8 protein-coding genes and 2 pseudogenes are annotated in these 18930 nt (G+C 60.6%); 2 read left to right on the forward strand and 8 right to left on the reverse strand.

What is annotated here, in order from left to right:
• Window positions 1-96 precede the first annotated feature (96 nt).
• The 8 genes and pseudogenes from ACZRMH_RS04465 to cbiE form a co-directional block, all read right to left on the reverse strand.
• Entirely contained in the window at window positions 97-1473 is a 1377-nt protein-coding gene (locus tag ACZRMH_RS04465; protein ID WP_464012349.1) for a PepSY-associated TM helix domain-containing protein, read from the reverse strand.
• A gap of 141 nt (window positions 1474-1614) precedes the next feature.
• Window positions 1615-3636, reverse strand: a pseudogene (locus ACZRMH_RS04470) (TonB-dependent copper receptor); the annotation flags it as partial.
• A gap of 133 nt (window positions 3637-3769) precedes the next feature.
• Window positions 3770-4141 carry a DUF2946 domain-containing protein gene (locus ACZRMH_RS04475; protein ID WP_464012350.1) on the reverse strand — a complete coding sequence of 124 codons (372 nt, stop codon included), beginning with the start codon at window positions 4139-4141 and terminating at the stop codon, window positions 3770-3772.
• Window positions 4142-4189: 48 nt separating this feature from the next.
• On the reverse strand, window positions 4190-4684 hold the full coding sequence (locus ACZRMH_RS04480) for a copper chaperone PCu(A)C (protein WP_464012351.1): 495 nt from the start codon (window positions 4682-4684) through the stop codon (window positions 4190-4192).
• A 47-nt stretch (window positions 4685-4731) separates the two neighbouring features.
• Window positions 4732-5130, reverse strand: a complete 399-nt coding sequence (locus tag ACZRMH_RS04485) for a DUF2946 domain-containing protein (protein WP_464012352.1) — start codon at window positions 5128-5130, stop codon at window positions 4732-4734.
• Window positions 5131-5456: 326 nt separating this feature from the next.
• Window positions 5457-6176 (reverse strand): annotated as a pseudogene (locus tag ACZRMH_RS04490) (cobalt-precorrin-6A reductase); the annotation flags it as partial.
• Window positions 6173-7270 (reverse strand): cobalt-precorrin-5B (C(1))-methyltransferase, encoded by a 1098-nt coding sequence (locus tag ACZRMH_RS04495; RefSeq protein WP_464012353.1) that lies wholly within the window; start codon window positions 7268-7270, stop codon window positions 6173-6175. The gene ACZRMH_RS04495 and the pseudogene ACZRMH_RS04490, both read right to left, overlap by 4 nt.
• Window positions 7263-8471 carry a precorrin-6y C5,15-methyltransferase (decarboxylating) subunit CbiE gene (gene cbiE / locus ACZRMH_RS04500; RefSeq protein WP_464012386.1) on the reverse strand — a complete coding sequence of 403 codons (1209 nt, stop codon included), beginning with the start codon at window positions 8469-8471 and terminating at the stop codon, window positions 7263-7265. The genes ACZRMH_RS04495 and cbiE overlap by 8 nt, the downstream gene beginning before the upstream one ends.
• 204 nt (window positions 8472-8675) lie before the next feature.
• Here cbiE and ACZRMH_RS04505 point away from each other — a divergent pair, with 204 nt between their 5' ends.
• Together ACZRMH_RS04505 and ACZRMH_RS04510 are read left to right on the forward strand one after the other, a co-directional pair.
• Window positions 8676-13613 carry a dermonecrotic toxin domain-containing protein gene (locus tag ACZRMH_RS04505; protein ID WP_464012354.1) on the forward strand — a complete coding sequence of 1646 codons (4938 nt, stop codon included), beginning with the start codon at window positions 8676-8678 and terminating at the stop codon, window positions 13611-13613.
• Window positions 13614-13716: 103 nt separating this feature from the next.
• Window positions 13717-18918, forward strand: coding sequence for a dermonecrotic toxin domain-containing protein (locus ACZRMH_RS04510; protein ID WP_464012355.1), 5202 nt, complete (start codon window positions 13717-13719; stop codon window positions 18916-18918).
• The last annotated feature ends 12 nt before the right edge of the window (window positions 18919-18930 follow it).

Consider the following 18930-nt stretch of genomic DNA (forward strand, 5'->3'; position numbering starts at 1 on the left):
ATAGATTGTTATATAGTAACAACTATTTTGTGCCTGATACTGGCGCGCCAGTATAGAGATCGCTCTGCAATGCGCCTCTCGGATCACTCACGTTAGTTATGAGGAGTGCTCATGTTGCGGCTTTGAACGAAAAAGCAGCAGCAAACGGTCAAGTACCCATACGCCAATCAGCGATGCGCCTACCAGCGGGAACAGCACGGCCAGCGCGAGCATGATTACTACGCCGGTCTTCCAGGTCGGCAAGTCGTGACGCAGCGGCGGTACGCCCAGACGGCCCTGCGGGCGACGCTTCCACCAGATCACCAGGCCGCTGACCGAACTGAGCAGGATCATCAGGCACACCAGCAGAATTGCGATCTGGTTCAGTGATCCAAACAGCTTGCCTTCGTGGAGCATCACGCCCATTTCCGTGGCGCGGGCGACGTTGCTGTAATGCTGCCAGCGCACGTCGGCGAGCACTTCGCCGGTGTATTGGTCAACATGCAGGGTGGCATCGTTGCGCGGGTCGTCGGCAAATACCGCGACGGTGAATACGCCGGTCGCGGTGGTGGGCAGGGTGATGCTGTAACCGGGTTCGACCTTGCGCAGGTTGGCGGTGTCGACCACGTCCTGCAACTTGATGCCGGGTGCGGCGGGGCCGCTGGCCATGGCGCCGTGGCCCATATGTTCGGCGTGGGCCCCGGAGACCGGCATCGGCGTGTTTTCCATGGCCCAGGGCACGGTCTGGCGGGTGGCGGTGTTGAGGCTGCGGGCTTCAACGTCGGACTGGGGTACGTTGTTCCACATTGCGGCCGGGAACTGGTTCCAGACATCCGCGTATTGCTTGCCCCAGAAACCGGTCCAGGTCATGCCGCTGATCAGCATGAACAGCAGCAGGGCCGCGCCCCAGAACCCGGTGACGGCGTGCAAGTCGCGCCACAGCACCCGCCCGCGACGGCTCAGGCGGGGCCAGAGTATCCCGGCGGCCGATTGCCCCCGTGGCCACCACAGGTACAGACCGGACACCACCAGCACCACGCCCCAGCCAGCGGCCAGTTCCACCAGGCGGTCACCGAGGGTGCCAATCATCAACTCGCCATGCAGCGCACGGGCTATGGCTTGCAGGTTGAGCTTGGCATCCTGCTCGCCCAGCACTTCGCCGTTGTAGGGGTTGATAAACACATTGAGCTCGCGCCCAGCGTTGAGCATCACGAACTGGCCGCTGCGCTGAGGATTGACGGGCGGCAGGTACTGGCTGATCTGGCCCTGTGGATAAGTGGCTTGCACGCGCAGCAGTTGCTCGTCGGCGCTGAGGCGGTGATGGCCAGGCGTGACGTTGAGCAGGTGGTCGTAGAGCAGGGGATCAAGCTGGGGTTTGAACAGGTAGATAATCCCGGTCAGGGCCAGCAGGATCATAAAGGGGGCGACAAACAGCCCGGCATAGAAATGCCAGCGCCAGGCCAGGTTGTAGAAAGACGGTGTTGGTTGGCTCATGTGAGCGGCTCCGCAAGGCTAAATAGGTTTTGAAGCTTGTGGGAGCCTGGCTTGCCAGCGATGGCATCACCTCGGTCTCATAAATAGACCGGGTGGCTGCATCGCTGGCAAGCCAGCTCCCACAGGGGACTCAGGTTGTTTTTAGAAGCTCACATCAACCTTGGTCCACAGTGTGCGGCCCGGTTCATTGATCGGGGTCGGGTCGTTGGCCGGGTAGCCGTAACCGGCGTTGCCCGCCATGTTCAGGTGCTCGCTGTAGTTTTTGTCCAGCAGGTTGTCGACCCCGGCGCTGACCTTGAGGTTTTTGTTGATACGGTACGCGCCGTTAAGCGAGAACACGCCAAAACCGGCGCTCTTGTCGAAGTCCTTGCCCACCACGTTGCCCGCGTTGCGGTCGATACGGCCCTGAGGCGCAACCACTCGCCATAAGGCACCTGCGCTCCAGGCGTCTTCGCTGTAGGTCAGGCCCATGCGTGTATCCAGGGGTGGCATTTGTGGCAACGCTTTACCGTCAGTGGTGTTCTTGCCCCAGGCGTAAGCCAGAGTGGCGTCGGCTTTCCAGTTGGAGGTCAGTTGGTAGGCGGCACCCAATTCACCGCCCATGATTCGCGCGTTGATGTTTTGTGCCTGGGACGCACCACCGCTGTAGTCGAACAGGATGTAGTCGCGGATTTCACCGACGTACATCGAAGCCCATGCCTCTGTTTTTTCACTTTTGTATTGCAGGCCAGCGTCGAGCTGGGTGGTTTTTTCCGGCTTGATTGCCTCGAAGGCATTTACCGAACCGGCCGGGCCTGAGCTTGGCGAAAACAGCTCCCAATAGTCCGGGAAGCGCTGCACGTGGCCCAAACCTGCATACAGCGTGGTCGGGCTGTCAGCCAGGTCATGCTCGTAGCGCACAAAGCCGCTGGGCAGGGTGTCGGCGCGGGTCTGGTCCAGGGTCGGGTTGGGTTTGCTCATCATTCCCGAGCCGAGACGGGCGCGGTAATCCTTGGCCGAAGCACGGTCCAGGCGGGCGCCGGTAATTACCCGGTCGCGCTCGGCGGCGTACCAGGTCAGCTCGCCAAAGGCACCGTAGTTGTGGAAGTCGGCATCTTTGCTCCAGTTCTGCTCCTTGTAGGTATCGATGCCCATACCCATGCGTTTGCGATGTTCGTTGGTCTGCGCGTCGATACCGCTGATCAACTGGTAATCGGCCCAGCGCCAGGTGGCCTTGATCCGCGCGCCGAGGGTGCGGCGGTCGACGTTGGAGGCCATTGGCCCGGCCATCATGCCGGTGCCCGACGGGGTGCGCAGGGTGTAGTTGTCCATCACATGGTCGGCGTAGTTGTAGTAGACCTGTGCTTCGATCTTGTCGAGAACATCGCCGATATTGGATTTTTCAAAGCGCAGGCCCAGGCTTTCGCGCTGGTACTGGCTGCCGTCCATGCCGCGCCCGGCGGAGCGTGCTTCGCCGTCGCCTTTGCCAGCGGTGAGTTCGAGCAGGGTGTCGGCGTCGGGTGTCCAGCCGAGGGCGATATCACCGTTCCATTTGTCGTAGCGCGAGGGCACGGTGTCGCCATTGCCGTCCTTGTAATCGTCGGAGTGGGCGGTATTGCCGATCACCCGTACATAGCCCAGCGGGCCACCGGCGGCGGCATCGATGGTCTTGTCGAAGCGGCCGTTGGAGCCCGCCAGCAGGCTGGCATTGACCCGTGTACCGAGTTCGCCGAAGTGCTCGGGCTCGCGCTCGAACAAGATGGTGCCTGCAGAGGCGCCCGGGCCCCAAAGCACGCTTTGCGGGCCCTTGATCACGGTGAGCTTGTCGTAGGTTTCGGGGGAGATATAGGAGGTGGGTGCGTCCATGCGCCCGGGGCAGGCGCCGAGCATTTCGCCGCCGTTGGTGAGGATATTCAGGCGTGAGCCGAACATGCCGCGCAACACCGGGTCGCCATTGGTGCCGCCGTTGCGGATCAGAGCAAAGCCGGGGATGGTCTTGAGGTAATCGCCGCCGTCACTGGCGGGCACCGGCTGGCGCGGGTCCTTGGGGTTGGTGACCACGGTCAGGGGTGAGCTGGGCGCAATGGCGGTGATCACCAGCGGGCTCAGTTCATTGCTGTGTGCCGCATGCTCGTCGGCCACAACAGTAGAGGCCAACAATGCGCAGCACAGGGTGCTCAGGGCAAAGGGCAAAGGGGAGGCAGCAGTAAAGCGGGACATAAGCATTCCAATTTTCAGACGAATACAACGCAGCCATAAGCCTGCGGCTGTCTAAAGCAGCGCCTGCAGGTGGGCCGGGTGAGTGTTGTGTCGAGAGCTAAAGGAGTGCGGGTGGCGCGCGGGAACGGGCGCCGGGGAATACCGGTTGCCGGGCATGACCCAGGCGGGGGTTGGAGGCCAGGTAGCGTTTGGGCGGCGGTGCATCGAACAGGTTCAGGCCAATATTGCCGGGCAGGGCCGGGCAACTGAACAGCAGGGTGCAGTAGCCGCACTTCTCCCAGAGGGCGTGGTGGTCGGCGGCAGGTTGTTTATGGTCGGCGTGCGCAGGCATGTCCATGCTCATGCCGGTCGACATGGGCATGGACATGGAGTCGTGATGATCCATCGGCATCGCCTGGGAAATCAGCGGGCCGATAAAGATCATCAACATGGCAAACAGGCTCAGCCAGCTGCCGCGAATTTGCGACATGGAGTGCCTGGCGCGAGGTTCGCGCACGGGGGTCAGAAGCCTTGGCCGTTAGTGGGCGTGCATGTGTTCCATGCTGTCGGCCGGGGCCACTTTTTGCACATTGACTTCAACCGGCACGGCGCCGGCCTTTTCAAAGTGCAGGGTCAGCGGGAAGTGCTTGCCGTCTTGCAGCAGGCTGCGGTCCTTTAGACCGAACATCATCACGTGGTACGCCATGGGCGCAAAGGTCACGGTGCCGCCCGGCGGGACTTCGACGCTGGGCACGGGCAACATCTTCATCAAGTCGCCTTCCATGATGTGCTGATGCAGCTCGGCTTTTTCGGCAATCGGCGTGTCGACACTGACCAGCCGGTCGGCGGTGCTGCCGGTGTTGTTGATGATGAAGTACGCGGCCACAGTCGGCGCGTTGGGCGGCAGCTCCTGCGACCACGGATGGGCGATTTGCAGGGCGCCGCTCTGGTATTCGTGGGCGTTGGCAAAACAGGCAGGCAGCAACACAGCCGCCGCAATCAGGGCGTGCTTGAACAATGGCAAGTTCAACATGGCAATTCTCCGGAACGATTCAAACGCAAAGGGGTTGCGAGGCAGAATCAGACCAGGGGGGAGGCGCGGGGGTTGAGACTCGGCCATTGCTGGCGCGGGGTGGGGCGTTTGAGGTGATCGGGGATCAGGCTGTGACCACGTTCGATGGCCGCAAAGTACAAGGTGGGGATATGCGCAGGCAGTGCCACCAACGGTGCGGAGCCCGAGCAGCACCAGCAATGCTGCATGGTGGAGTGATCGTCTTGTTGACTGTCGCCGACATCCATCTTGCCCAGCGACACGGCGACCATCTTGGTGCCCGTGGAGGTGCAGAAGCTGCTCCATATAAATTGTTCGGTTGACGTTTGCTGCGCGCCGCCCATGGCCCCGGCTGTCGACATGGCGAGCATGTTGAACAGCACTGCAAAGCAGGCGATCCAAGCAAATGCAAACCGTTGTCGGGACATGAGCAATTCCATGAGTGAAGCGATCAAGGGGCTATTTAGCCAGATTGACCAGTGTAAGTAAAAATAGCAGGTGTGGCGAAGTGTCGCGCGGGTATAGCCGTAGTTCCCACAAACCTGTGGGGATTGTCTGCGATGCAGGCGCTGCGGTCTGTCAGGCGAACCGCAGTGATGCCATCGCGAGCAGGCTCGCTCCCACAATGTTCCCTGCCAAGTTTGAATTTTGTAGGTGCCACAAACCCTGTGGGAGCAGGCTTGCCTGCGATGCAGGCGCTGCGGTCTGTCAGGCGAACAGCAGTGATGCCATCGCGGGCAAGCCCGCTCCCACAATTCTCAACCTTCAGTGCATTAAGCAGGCAATCCACTGCCCCAAATTCCCGATCAGCCCTCGCCAGCTCCGGTCGCCTGAGAATCAACACCGGCACCCTGCGTTCACGGGCGACTTCCAGTTTGGGTTCGGTGGCGCTGCTGCCGCTGTTTTTGCTGATCAGTACATCGATCTGGCGTTGTTCGAACAACTCGCGCTCTTGGTCGAGCAGAAACGGCCCGCGGGCGCCGATCACTTCGCAGCGATCATTGCCGGGGTAGACGTCCAGGGCGCGCAAGGTCCAGTACTGGTTCTCGGGGATCTCATGCAGATGCTCCAGCGGCTCGCGACCCAGGGTGAACAGCGGGCGCTTGAATGGCTTTAACGCTTCAACCAGCTCTGCCCAGTCCGCCACTTCCCGCCAGTTATCATCCGCTTGCGCAACCCATGCCGGTCGGCGCAAGGCCCAGCACGGTATACCGCTGGCGGCAGCAGCAAGGGCGGCGTTCTGGCTGATTTGCGCGGCGTAGGGGTGGGTGGCATCCAGCAGCAAGTCGATACCCTGCTCGCTAATATACCGGGCCAGACCTTCAGCGCCGCCATAACCGCCGACCCGCACTTCGCAACGCAAATCGGTGGGCACGCGGCCCACTCCGGCCAGGCTGTAGACGTGCTGCGGGCCCAGCGTGCGGGCTATGGCCAGGGCTTCGGTAACGCCACCGAGCAATAAAATTCGCTTCATGCAAAGGCTCCGGCATGGCCAACGATGCCGCCCTGGCGGTCGATGGCAAACACTTCAATCTGAACCTGGGCAGGCACCACGCTGCGGGCAAAATCCAGTGCGTGCTGGCAGACCGCATCGCCCAGGGCGATACCGGCCGCGCTGGCCATCGCCAAGGCTTGCTGGCTGGTGTTGGCCTGGCGAATGGCGGCTTGCAGTTCGTTGTCGGCACCGATGGCAGCGGCCCATTCGGCCAGTTGCGGCAGGTCGATGCTGGAGTGGCGGCTGTGCAAGTCCATATGCCCGGCGGCCAGCTTGCTGATTTTTCCGAAGCCGCCGCAAATGCTCAATTTATCCACAGGTACTTTGCGCAGATGCTTGAGTACCGCGCCAACAAAGTCGCCCATTTCGATCAGGGCGATTTCCGGCAGGTTATAGACCCGGCGCATGGTGTCTTCGCTGGCATTGCCGGTGCAGGCGGCGATATGCAGATAGCCGTTGGTTTTCGCTACGTCGATACCCTGGTGGATCGAGGCGATATAGGCCGCGCACGAAAACGGTCGCACGATGCCGCTGGTGCCCAGGATCGATAGCCCACCGAGAATGCCCAGGCGTGGGTTCATGGTTTTCAGCGCCAGGGCTTCACCGTCCTGCACGTTGACGGTCACTTCAAAACCGCCGCCGTAACCCAGCTCGGCAGCCAGTTGCTGCAAGTGGTCGGTGATCATCTTGCGCGGTACCGGGTTGATCGCCGGTTCACCGACGTTCAATACCAGCCCCGGGCGGGTCACGGTGCCGACGCCGCGCCCGGCGACAAAACCGATGCCCGGCTCGGGCCGCAGGCGCACCCGCGAGTACAGCAACGCACCATGGGTTACGTCGGGGTCGTCGCCGGCGTCCTTGATGGTGCCTGCTTCGGCACCTTCTGCACACAGGCGGCAGAATTCCAGGCGCATGGTGACAACCTTGCCCTTGGGCAAGGTAATGGCGACTGCATCATGGCTGATGCCGCTGAGGAGCAGGCGGGCCGCAGCCAGGCTGGTCGCCGTGGCGCAACTGCCGGTGGTCAGGCCACTGCGCAGCGGGGCGGGTTGTTCGGCAGTTTCGTCACGCATCAAGGGGCTTGGTCATGTCCAGAAGGGTTATCGGCAATGCCTGACGCCAGGTATCGAACTCGCCCAACGGCTGGGCCTGGGCGATATGAACTCGGGTCAGCTCGCCACCGTGGCGTTCGCGCCAGCTCATCAGCAGCATTTCACTTTGCAGGGTCACGGCATTGGCCACCAGTCGCCCGCCGGGCTTGAGTTGCTGCCAGCAGGTGTCGAGCACGCCTTCGCGGGTGACGCCGCCACCGATAAAGATCGCGTCCGGACGCTCCAGCCCGGCAAGCGCTTGCGGGGCCTTGCCGCGAATCAATTGCAGGCCGGGCACCCCCAGCGCATCGCGGTTGTGTTCGATCAATTGCTGACGGCCTTCATCGGCTTCAATGGCCAGGGTGCGGCAACTCGGCCAGGCGCGCATCCACTCGATGCCGATGGAACCGCTGCCAGCGCCCACGTCCCACAGCAGTTGCCCGGGCAGGGGCGCAAGGCGGGCCAGGGTAATGGTGCGCACATCGCGTTTGGTCAGTTGGCCGTCATGCTTGAAGGCCGAGTCGGGCAGGCCGCCACGGGACAGCGGCTGGGCTGTGGCATCGGCCAGGCAGTCAATGGCGATCAGATTGAGGTCGGCGATTGGCGGGTCGTTCCAGTCATCGGCAGAGCCTTCAATGCGGCGCTCGAGCGGGCCGCCAAGATGTTCCAGCACTGTCAGCCGACTTGGCCCAAAACCGCGCTCGCGCAGCAACGCCGCGATAATGGCCGGGCTGCTGCCATCGTTGCTCAGCACCAGCAGGCGCACGCCGCTGTGCAAGTGGGCATTGAGGGCGGCCACAGGGCGGGCCACCACGGACAGCGTGACCACGTCCTGCAACGCCCAGCCCAGGCGGGCGGCAGCAAGCGAGAAAGATGATGGCGCCGACAGCACCTGCATTTCATCGCGCGCGATCACCCGCGCCAGGCTGGCGCCCACGCCAAACAGCATGGGGTCGCCGCTGGCCAGTACGCATACCGGCTCGCCACGCAATGCCAGTACGGGCACCAATGAAAACGGGCTTGGCCAGGTTTGGCGTTTGGCGCGGATGCAAACCGGCAACAGGTCGAGCTGGCGTTGACTGCCCACCACGGTGCTCGCACTCAGCAGCGCGCGCCGCGCAGTTTTGCCCAGACCGCTGAAGCCGTCTTCACCGATTCCCACAATTGTTAGCCAGGGCGACATGCCGATCCTCAAGGTAAACACTGATTTATCCAGCTGCCAGCAGGTTTGCAAGGCCTGCAGGCAGGGGGCGCATGATAGCGCGCCTTGGCCTGCAGGTGCCTTGCGCATAAAGCCACTGGGCGGGTGGTGCATATGCAGTGCATCAAGGAACCGGTTCTGCGCCATGTTTTGCCCTGCCATCAAGGCAATCACCAGGAGCGAAGCATGAATGAGATCACCCCGGACGACGATTGGGCGCGGGCCATGCAGGCAGGTTTTTCAAGGGACCTGGCCCGGCTTGACGCGGCGGGTGAACTCACGGCAGCCGAGCGGATTTGTTTGCAGCAAGTACTGCAGGAGCCACCCCGGGATGTTTATCGGCTGCGCGTCGCGGCAGTCGACGGCCCGTTGGCGGAGCTGGCCGGGTATTTTCTCGTCACCCTGACCGACAGTCCGCTGTCGGGCGGGTTTCTGTATTCACCTGTTGCCGGGCTGGAAAAGGTCGCGAGGGCAGGTGGCCTGCTTGTGATCTTGAAGGCGCGTCTGGCCGATCCGCTGTTGCGTGAAGACCTGCTGCGCTTTGTGCCGATAGAGGTGCGCGAGCAACTGACAGAGGTCCGCTCACTGAAACTGCAGCGGGCGCTGATCAAGACTGGCGTGTTTGAAAACCGCTATCAATCGATTATCGACTTGCGCCTGCATAACCTTGAGTTGATGAGGGATCGTTTGCTGGGGTTGCCATCCCTGCGCGACATGCTCAACCAGCAGCACCAGCAGTTTGAGCCATCGAGCGGGCCAATGCCCGAGTGGATGGGGCTGCAGGTCGAGGCGTTCTGGTCGCTGGGAATCGAGGGGCTGAGCTTGCGGGCACTGGCCCGTCACGTGATGGGCGAGCGTTTTTTCAACCAACTGTTGCAGGCCCGTCATCTGGGCTGGATTGATCAGCTTCAGTTCGACGGGCTCAAGGCTCTATGCCCCTCGCCACGCTTTGCCGGTCCCGGCCCGATTGGGCAATGGCAGCCTTTGCAATTGTCGCTGCTGGAGCAGGAGACGGCCGAGGTGACTCTGGCCGGATTGTTCAATGCCTATGCGCCTGCCGGTGGCAGCGAGATGTTTTTATTCAGCTCCCGTGCCGGCCTTGAGTGCTTTGCCAGCCCTGCTGCGCTCAAGGCTGATGTGCTGGCACGACTCAAAGACCCCAGGCAGCTCAATAATCTGCTCAACCATGTCTCACGGGACCAGCAGCCCGTGCTGCGCCGTATGCATACTGTGATCGTCGAAGTCGAAGTGATTGACGGGGATCTTTTCGCCAACCGCGTGCAGTCGATTATCGACAAACAGGTACGTGACCTTGGGTGGCTGATAAACGCTGTGAAAGATACCGGGCTTGATGCAAATGCCGTGGTCGATCATGCGCTGGATGTGCGTACTTTACTCGACCCCAGGTTGCTGGCACTGAGCACCCAGGGTCGTTGGAGCACCGGCCTGGCGCTGGCGCGAGAAACCACCGTGGCAGCCGTGCCAGTACCCCATATCGAGGCGCTCGGGCTGCTCCAGAGCAAACTGCAAGCATTGGGCGGGCAAGTGAACCTGCTGATGTTCGCCCGGCCCAGTCTGCACAGTATCGCGCAGGTGCGCCTCAAGGCTGAACTGGCGGCGGCCGGGGCCGGTTTTTTAATGCCTAGCCAGTTGCAGGTGCAGACCTACGCTTCATATTCGCGGCGAAAGACGCAGCAGCCGCTGCATGTCGCCTCGCTGCAAGACACGCTGCTGGAGCGCGTCACCGGTGCCAATCCCTTGCCCGCCGATGGCGCTTATATTCGCCTGGGCGCGCAAAAAAACAGTCCCGAAATCAAACCTGTGGACAGCCTCGACGGCAGGCAGTTACTGCCATTGCTGGACCGTGCTGGCCAAGGCTTTACTGACGACCTCAACCAGCGACAGCGCGCGTTTTTTCGCGAGGTGGCAGCCGGGTTGTCGCGGTTGCGAGGTTCGGCGCTGCGTTATGAAGTTCAAATCAAGCGTGCCGGGCATCGGCTGACTGACCTTGAGAGCCTGATGGTCAACACCGTGCTTGACCGGCTTTTGCGCCACGAGCGTCGGGCCTTGAATGGCTTTGTCCCCGATGTGTGCGAGTTGTCGCTGGTACTGCCGGGCAGGCGGCAGGCGGTCAGCCTGAGCAACTGTTTTGTGCTGACCGAGCGCGGCGGCACTGATACGAATAACAGCGGGCGGGCAGTGCTGTGGACGCCGATAAACGGCCTTGAAGGCCATGCTTCGCTGAGCCGCTGTCTGGAGTCGCTGAAAACCCGGTTGCAGGAGCCGCATTGGGCATTGCTCGATACCCTCAGCCTCTACCACCGCCCGGCTGTGTTGGCGGCCGCAGCCCATGCGTTATGGGTACCGACGGTGATTGAGGGCGACTGGCTTGGCATTTGTCAGCAGCAGGTCGAGGAAAAGAACCTCAGTGATATCGAGCTGCTGGTGCAGCAAGGCATAGTGAGCCACGCCTCGGCGCAAGTGCTCACGCAGCAGGTGGCACGTTACTGGGCAGAGCAGGCCGGTTTTAACCTGCAAGGTATTGAAAAGGAGCTGCGTGACTGGCTGTTCAACGAAGGCTTGCCCGACTGGTTGAAGCACGCCAGCCCTGACGATCGCCAGGACTATGCCGACCTCATGCTGCGCTTTCGCCAGGCCGCAGGCGAAGGCTATTCTGAAGGTGTGCCCGAGCTGCTGGACTATGCCCGCGAGCAACTGGCTGCGCGCCTCAAGGCCGACTTCCCCGATGCGGCCCTCGACCCCGATAACATCCTGATCAGCGTGGTGCAGTTCAGCGGCCCGGCAGGGGGCGAAATTGCCGGGTCTGCGGCCGTATCGCGGCTGAGCCATAACCTGACGTACTTTGCTCTGAGCAATTTTATCAATCTGCAATCGGGCCTGCGCAGCTACCGATCCATTGGCCCGCAACCGCTGCCCGCCGGGCTGGATGATCACTATGTACGCGAGCTGGTACGTTCGCTGGATCTGGCGACACGCTATCAGGCGTTGCTGGTCGAAAAGCTGACGCCGGGGCGCGACGGTGTAGCGCGTCGTCAGGCACTGTTCAGTCAGCAGCTGCCTGCGCAGATGCTCGAGCACGCCTTGCAGGCCAAGCTCAAGGGCGAGCTGGATGAGACCTCCTACGCGTACGTCAAGCATGTGTTCAATAGCCCGGATGCTACGGCCCGTGAGCCGTTCAAGGGGCTGGAACTGGTGTTTCGGCCCTTGGCCTTTCGGGCGATTCCGGGCCGTCATCCCGATATGGCCCAGGGCATGTACCTGATCGGGCCTGCGTCACTGGATGCCGGGCCGCAGGTTTTGTATGTGCTTTACAGCAGGGATTACCTGCTTAAAGGGTTTGCGCACCAGCAGGCGTTTTTAAGTCACTTGCATCAAAGCACTTATTTTCAGGGGCTGGTACTGGAGCGTTTGGCGCTCGGGGTCAGAAAGATTTATGCCCACAACGGCTTTGTCGAACCGCATATTGGCTATGTCGATCCGACGCTTAGCTCGCCGGCCGAGGCCAACCCGCCTGCGACGCTGGCTGCAGATGCAGTCAGCGGTAATCTGCTGAACAGGCTGTTTACCGACACGCTTGAGCTGCGTCTGGCCCTGGCCAGGCGCCAATCTCACAGCGTGGCCGAAGCGGATTGGGCGTCTCTGGTGTTCGTGTTATCGCTGCTGGCCGATATCGGGCTGTTGATTTTGCCCGGCAAACTGAGCGTGCCCTTGATGGTCTGGCAAGGCGAGGCAAGTGTCGAGGCGGCAGTTGAGGCCTCGGCAGAGAGCCGCTGGGGCGAAGCCTTGTTCGATTTTGCCAACGCGCTGTTGATGATTGAAGTGGCTCGCGCCGCCGTGACACCTGTCGCCCCGACCACGCTTATGGTGCTGGAACCTCCCGCCGGGCACCTGACGCCGGAGCAGCGCAACGGCTTGCGGCCGTATGCGGCCAATCATGTGTCCCTGGCCGATCTGCTCGAAGACAGCCGCACCGGCTTCTACACCGAAGTCATCACGGCTCGGCACTATATTGCACTGGATGGCCAGACTTTTGAGGTGGTTGCCTGGCAAGAGCGCTGGCGAATTTTTATCGGTGAAGGGCGCGATGGGCCACTGGTTCGGCGCGACGATCAGCAGCGCTGGGTGCTGGATCTGAAGGAGCCGTTGTTGGGCGGCGGTCAGGTGCTTGGCGGCTTGTCCGATACGCCTGTATCCGTCACTTCGGCCAGCGGGCGGACAATCACGGCCATGGGAATGGGCATGATTGAGCGGCTGCAGCCGCGAAAGGCACGGGTGATTCGGGAAGCTCACGCACAGGCGATCCGTTACACCAGCGATTGCCTGGCGCACCTGCAATCTGCCACTGAAGTCAGTGAGTTCAGCGCCGAAACACAACGCTTTCTGGCCCGGGTATTCAGCGTGGCGGTGGTTGAGAAATCGGTCCTGGGGAAGCTGAAACGTGCCGTTGAAAAAATTTTAACCACCTTGCAGTCACCTGAATACTCACCGGTCAATTCAGCCCGTTATGCCCTGTTCTCCAGCCCCGACCAACGCAGCATCGCCATGACCAGCAAGATGGGGTTGGTGATCAAATACAAAGCCGTTTTCTTGGGGGACCGGTATTTTGCCCGCGCTGAGGATATTTTTGAGCATGCGGTTATGGGCCGGGATGGCCGTGAATTTGACCGGGTGAAGCATTCGACGGCGACCATCCTGATTCATGAATTCAGCCATGTTGCGTTGAACACCATTGATATCAACTACCTGGGCGTAAGCCATCCCTTTGAGGAATTGCTGGTGCCCGAGGCCAACTATCGTGGGCCGATGAGCCTGTTGAAGCGACAGATGCAGGATAACCGCTACCGGCAATTGACCACTGAAATTGCCCGGGGCGATCTGTTTAAAGAGAAAGCGACCAACCGTCGAGCCTACTTTGCGATGGATTTGCGGCTTGAGTATGTGCTGATGAAAAAGACCCATTGTCAGACGATTGACCAGGTGCGCTCCCGTTTCTTCAGCGATCCGGCATTTCGGGCGGACGTTATCTTGATGAATGCCGACTCTCTGGCGTTGTTGATCACCTGGCTGGGGTATTTCAAGCCGCCTGCCGTGACAACGGTGTAAGGCCGATAAGTATGTAACGCCTTTGCCGTGCCGGCGTGTCATAGCGTGCAAGTTCATTTTCAGGGTGCCCTCAGGCTTACCCGTCACGCTTGCGAGATGAACGATGAACGCGACCTCACGCCCGTTTTATGCAGAACACGCCCTGTATGAAAGCTTTATGAACAGTCTGTCACTCGCCGAGTTGGCGGGTGACATCAGTGCGGCTGAACACGCGGCGCTGGCCATCGCAGCGCAGGAAAAACCCACGACCTCGAACGTGCAGGCGCACCGCCTGTTTTTATCTCGCCAGCAATGCCGGCCGGTGAACTGGGTAGGGGCTTTGCTGTTCAGGGCAAGCAGCCGTCCGCGCGGCCCTGTGTTTCTGTTTAACGTGCCGGGAGCGTTACGACGCTTTGCCAGCGAAAGCGTTTTGCGTCAGGCTCTTGAACAGCAACTGGACGATCCCGGGCAACGTAGCGAGCTGTTGCGCTTTACCCCTCTGGACGTGCGCGCTGCGCTTGTCAGCTCCGCTGCGCTGACCCTCGACAGCCGCCAGCTGGCATCACCCGTCATGCAACACGCCAGTCAGGCCATCAGCGATTTTCTGGAAAATTGCCAGGCCCAAACATTGGCCAGCCTGACCCGTATGCCCTCGTTGTCTTCGGTTCTTGACGCGCAGTTACGCGCGGCGTTGGCGGTCGAATACCCGGGCAGGCAACTGGATATTCACACCCTGTGGGTACGCAGCAGCCAACGCGCAGAGCATCCCACCCAGGAAGATGAGGTCTCGACTGTCACCCTGAGCTCGGCGGCGCTGGATTTTTATCTGGCCGGTGAGTTGCCCGCCGCGCAAAGCCGGGAGTTGCTGGGGGTACCTGCGAACGACAGCAATGAAGTGCTAGCGCCTCTAGTTAGCATCCTGTCGAATGCGACCCGGGATTTGCCCGCACGCGTGCAGGCGGCTCTGGATACTTATTGGCACGAGGCGGCCGAGGCGCAACTCAGCCCTTATGACTATTGTGTCGCCCGGCTGGGTGATCGGTTTTATCACCAGGCAATCCAGGCCCTGGATGACCGGCAAATCACCCGTGAGCAATTTGATTACTTGCAAAAACTGCTCTGTGGTGTGAATGACAACGCCCAGGTGCAGCCAGCGCGGTTGTCGGTGTTTGATCCGGGCAGGGGCGAGGTGGCCCTGAACGGGTTGTTCTGTGTGTTTTTTCCGCGCCAGGATGTTCCGGTGTTTTCATTTGGCGCCGCCCAGGGACTGATCAAACATGACAACCGGGCTCGGCTCAAAAGCTGGGTTCTCACCCGTCTGAGAGCCCCGCACAGCTTTGCATCCATCGCGGGCTATATCGCGCTGGATCAACGTGAATCACTCACGGCAATGTCCAGGCTTCGATTGAGTGTCGAAAATATTTCTGCCGATGTGTTTGCTGATTGTGTGCAGTCAATCCGTGCCCGGCAGCTCAGTGATTTCAACTTTCTGTTACGCCAGTTTCAGTTGGGGCATCTGGCGCAGGCGGCGGTTGATCACGCACTGGATGTGCGGAGGTTGATCGACCCCGGGCTGTTGGCGATTAACCGTGGCGTGCGCTGGACCAGCCGTTTTGTAGCGGGCACCAGCGGTTTTACGCCAACACCGGTCAGCAGTGAAGGGCATGCTGATTTGCTCACAGTGAAATTGCCGAGCATCGAAGCTCAGCGTGATGAACTGTTGCGCCATTGGCCAACGCCACAGTCATTTGCCCAGGCCCGGTTGATGGAGCCCATGACCCGGGCCGGGCATGGGCGTCTGGATATTGCCAGGGTGGTGATTCAGGCACGCCAGCCCCCCCTGGACGTTCGCGCAGTGGCGCTGGTTGATGCGCTGTTGGAGCGGGTCACAGGCGCTCATGCGCTGTCGCTCAATCCGCAGGATATTCAGACCGCCGTGCAATCGGAGCACAGTGATGAAGTGAAACCGCTGAAAACCCTTGCCGGGACCAAAGTGCTGACGGTCCTGGATCAGGCCGCGATGGATTTCAGCGCGCTGTTCAAGGCGCGTATCCGGGCATTCTTTTTTACCCCGTACAGCACTCAGGGGCCGGACGCGCTGGTACACCGGCTCGCCACCTTGAGGGGGGTGGTGCTGCGTGCCGACCTGGCGCTTATGCAGCGGGATAACGGCCTGGCACCGGTCGATCATGGCGCGCTTGCCACGGTGCTGGAATACCCGGTGAGCAATCAGCGCCCGGCACTAAATCAGTTTGTGCCGGATGTGCATGGCATCAACCTGTCCTTCAATGGCGCATTGGAGGCAATGAGTGTGGCCAACTGTTTTGTGGTCACCGAACGCGGAGGGCTGGAGTCCGCCAACGCGGGCCGTGCCATTGTCTGGACACCGGCAGCAGGCTTTGAAGGTTTTGCCTCTCTGGACCTGTGCACCGCGCACCTTGAAGCTCGCTTGCTGGACAAGGCGCGGCGCTGGGAGTTGCTGACCCATATCGGCACTGCCGAGCAGTCGGGTGTATCGAAGTACCTGGACAGCTCTCGTGACTGGAAAACCGTCGGCCAGAACCGCTGGTTTTATTTTGAGCCGATTGAGCAAGACTTTTTCTGCCAATGCCAGATAACCGCCATCGACAAGGTGCTGCTTGATACCGACGCTGTATGCCGCGAGGCCCGTGACACCCCTCTGTCAGCGCAGGGCTTCGAAAACATTGCACAGAGCGTGCTGGTAGAAGGCCGGGCCGGTGTGATGCTGGATCGGGTGATCGATACGGCACGTCTGCACCTGTTCAAAAACTTGCTACCGGACTGGTTGAAAACCGCCTCGCCTGACGATCAGTTGCACTACGCCCAGGTCCTGCAACGCTACCAACATGCCGGGCAGCCAGATCAGAGTTACCTGCACGACATACCGCAAATAACCGAATTCTCGCGAGCAGCGCTCACGATTCGGCTGGAGACTGACTTCCCCGGCCAGGAACTGGAGCCGGACGCCATTGACGTGATAGTCGATACCTATACCGCTGCCCCTGTAGCAACTGGAAATACCCCGTCTTTTTTGCCTGCTGCCACGACACGTACTCGCCAGACGCTTGCGCAGTTTGCCTTGAACGGTTTTTATCGACTCAACGCCGGGGCGATTTTCGTGCAGTCTCAGGATGGTCGGGCCTTGCCCGTTTCGCTGGATGCCGCCTATGTGCGCCAGTTAACCCGGGAGCTGGATATCGGCGGGCACTACCGTGCATTGCTCAACACAAAGCTGGCGCCGGGCAATGACGGCGTGGCCCTGCGCCAACAACAATTTGCCGAACACCTGCGGCTACAAGTTATCGAACAGGCATTGCGCGAGAAACTGGCCGACCCGAGAAAGGAAACCGTCTACCGCTACCTGCGGCATGTTATGGACATGCCCGATGGCTCTGCTCGCGAACCCCTGGATGCGGTCCCCATTATCATTCGGCCCTTCGAGCTGATCGCCGAGGAGGGGGATGACCCCGACCGGGTGGCGGGGCTGTATCTGATCGGCCCCGAAAATCCGGCGGCCGGGCCGCAGATACTGTGGGCCAACTACAGCGAGCACGTTACATTCCGCTCGTATGACAGCGATGCCGACTTGCTCGAAGAGCTGCAAACCGCAACTGATTTACAAGACCTGCTGCTGTCTCGCCTGTCGCACCTCAGTCGCAAGACCTACGCCCATGGTGGTTTTGTCGAGCCTCATCTGGCGCGTTACAACACCTCACCCATTCCGGGCTTGTTGCTTAAGGCGCGCCCCCCCACGCTTGCCAGCCGGCCCATCCATGGCAATCTGTTCAGCGAGTTGTACCGGGACAACTATCACCTGCTGCTGGACATGGCAGCGGCGCAATCGAAGTCCACGGCTGAAACCGATTGGGAGTCGTTCAAGTACCTGTTTTCGCTGATTGCCCAGACCGCACTGATGTTTCTCCCGGCCCGGCTCAGTATTCCGCTCGTGGTCTGGCAAAGTATGGGGGCGCTGCGCGAGGGGGTGGCTGCGGCCAGGCGCGGCACCTGGGGCGAAGCGGTGGGGGATTTTGCCCAGGCGCTACTGATGATTGCCACCGGCCAGCGTAGCGGCAAACAGGGCGAGGGCTTGCTCCCCGGCCTGGCCGCGCGCGAACAAGCCGGGCTGCAGCGTTTTCAGGCCAATGATGTGGCCCTCAAGGATCTGCACAAAGACCCGCTCACCCATGTTTACCGCGATCCGCGCAGCGGTTTGAACTATGTGCCGTTGGCGGGGCAGGTATTTCGCCTCAAGGCCTGGCGTGAGCGCTGGCGCATTTTTATCGATGAGCAGCACGATGGCCCGCTGGTGAAACTCAATGACAGTCAGGAGTGGGTACTGGACCTGCGTGAGCCGCTGTTGGGCGGCGGGCCGGTGTTCTCCAGAACCATCCTCGCCGGGTATGCCTTTAGCCATGAAATAAATGCCATTGGCATGGGGCGCATTCAACGGCACTTTCCTGACAAGGCGCTGAAGATTCGCGAGGCCCACGAACTGGCGAGTACCTACCTGCAACGCAGTCAAAGTGCGCTGCATACGCTCAATGAAGCGGGAGAGAAGAATATGCTCAACCGTGAGTTGCTGGAGGATTTCTTTGGTGTCGAGACGATTGATCCGGCGATGCTGGAGCGGCTCAAGCAAACGGTCGAACCCTTGCTTGCACGGTTCTTACATCCCGAGATGTCGCCGCAGAACTCAAGCAAGTATGTGGTGTGTCGATCCCGATTCGGTGACGACTCCGTGGCATTTATCAACCTGGCCGACCCGGAAAAGCTCATCTATCTGACTGACAGATTTTTCACCACCCAGTTTGAGCAGCCCTATGCGTCAAGCCACCCGTACTTGAAACAGACGGAGCCGCCGTTTGCCGTCAACCAGCACTATCGTGCCTCGTTCCTGTTGCACGAGACCACCCACCAGATCCTGGACACGGAGGACATTTTTTATTCCAATCCCGGCTTTCCCTATGTCGATCTGCTGGATGAGCGCACGGTCTACGGCCGTCAGCTTAAAGAGCTCTGCAACTTTGCCCAGCATTGCCATTCGCCCTATCTGGAAATTGACAAGCTGTTTCAAACGTTGACTGCCGATACCCAGGAGTGGAGTGACTTACCCAGAGGCACGGCGAAAAGGCGGGTGAAAAAAATTGCCGGGGTACAAACTCTGGAGCAAGCCCGACAAGTGTTTATGAACGACCCCCTGAAACGTATCGAGTTGATGCTGGCCAATGCCGACACCGTCGTGCTGCTGATCACTCATCTGGGACGTGTTCACCCGGTATCTGTTGAACAGCCGCCATTTATGTAGGTATTCCGTCCG

The organism is Pseudomonas sp. B414 (genome assembly GCF_055408445.1).

Coding starts and splice junctions, on each gene's coding strand:
- ACZRMH_RS04495 (WP_464012353.1), bottom strand. CDS start 7,270: ATGCGTGACGAAACTGCCGAACAACCCGCCCCGCTGCGCAGTGGCCTG.
- ACZRMH_RS04505 (WP_464012354.1), top strand. CDS start 8,676: ATGAATGAGATCACCCCGGACGACGATTGGGCGCGGGCCATGCAGGCA.
- ACZRMH_RS04465 (WP_464012349.1), bottom strand. CDS start 1,473: ATGAGCCAACCAACACCGTCTTTCTACAACCTGGCCTGGCGCTGGCAT.
- ACZRMH_RS04475 (WP_464012350.1), bottom strand. CDS start 4,141: ATGTCGCAAATTCGCGGCAGCTGGCTGAGCCTGTTTGCCATGTTGATG.
- ACZRMH_RS04480 (WP_464012351.1), bottom strand. CDS start 4,684: ATGTTGAACTTGCCATTGTTCAAGCACGCCCTGATTGCGGCGGCTGTG.
- cbiE (WP_464012386.1), bottom strand. CDS start 8,471: ATGTCGCCCTGGCTAACAATTGTGGGAATCGGTGAAGACGGCTTCAGC.
- ACZRMH_RS04485 (WP_464012352.1), bottom strand. CDS start 5,130: ATGTCCCGACAACGGTTTGCATTTGCTTGGATCGCCTGCTTTGCAGTG.
- ACZRMH_RS04510 (WP_464012355.1), top strand. CDS start 13,717: ATGAACGCGACCTCACGCCCGTTTTATGCAGAACACGCCCTGTATGAA.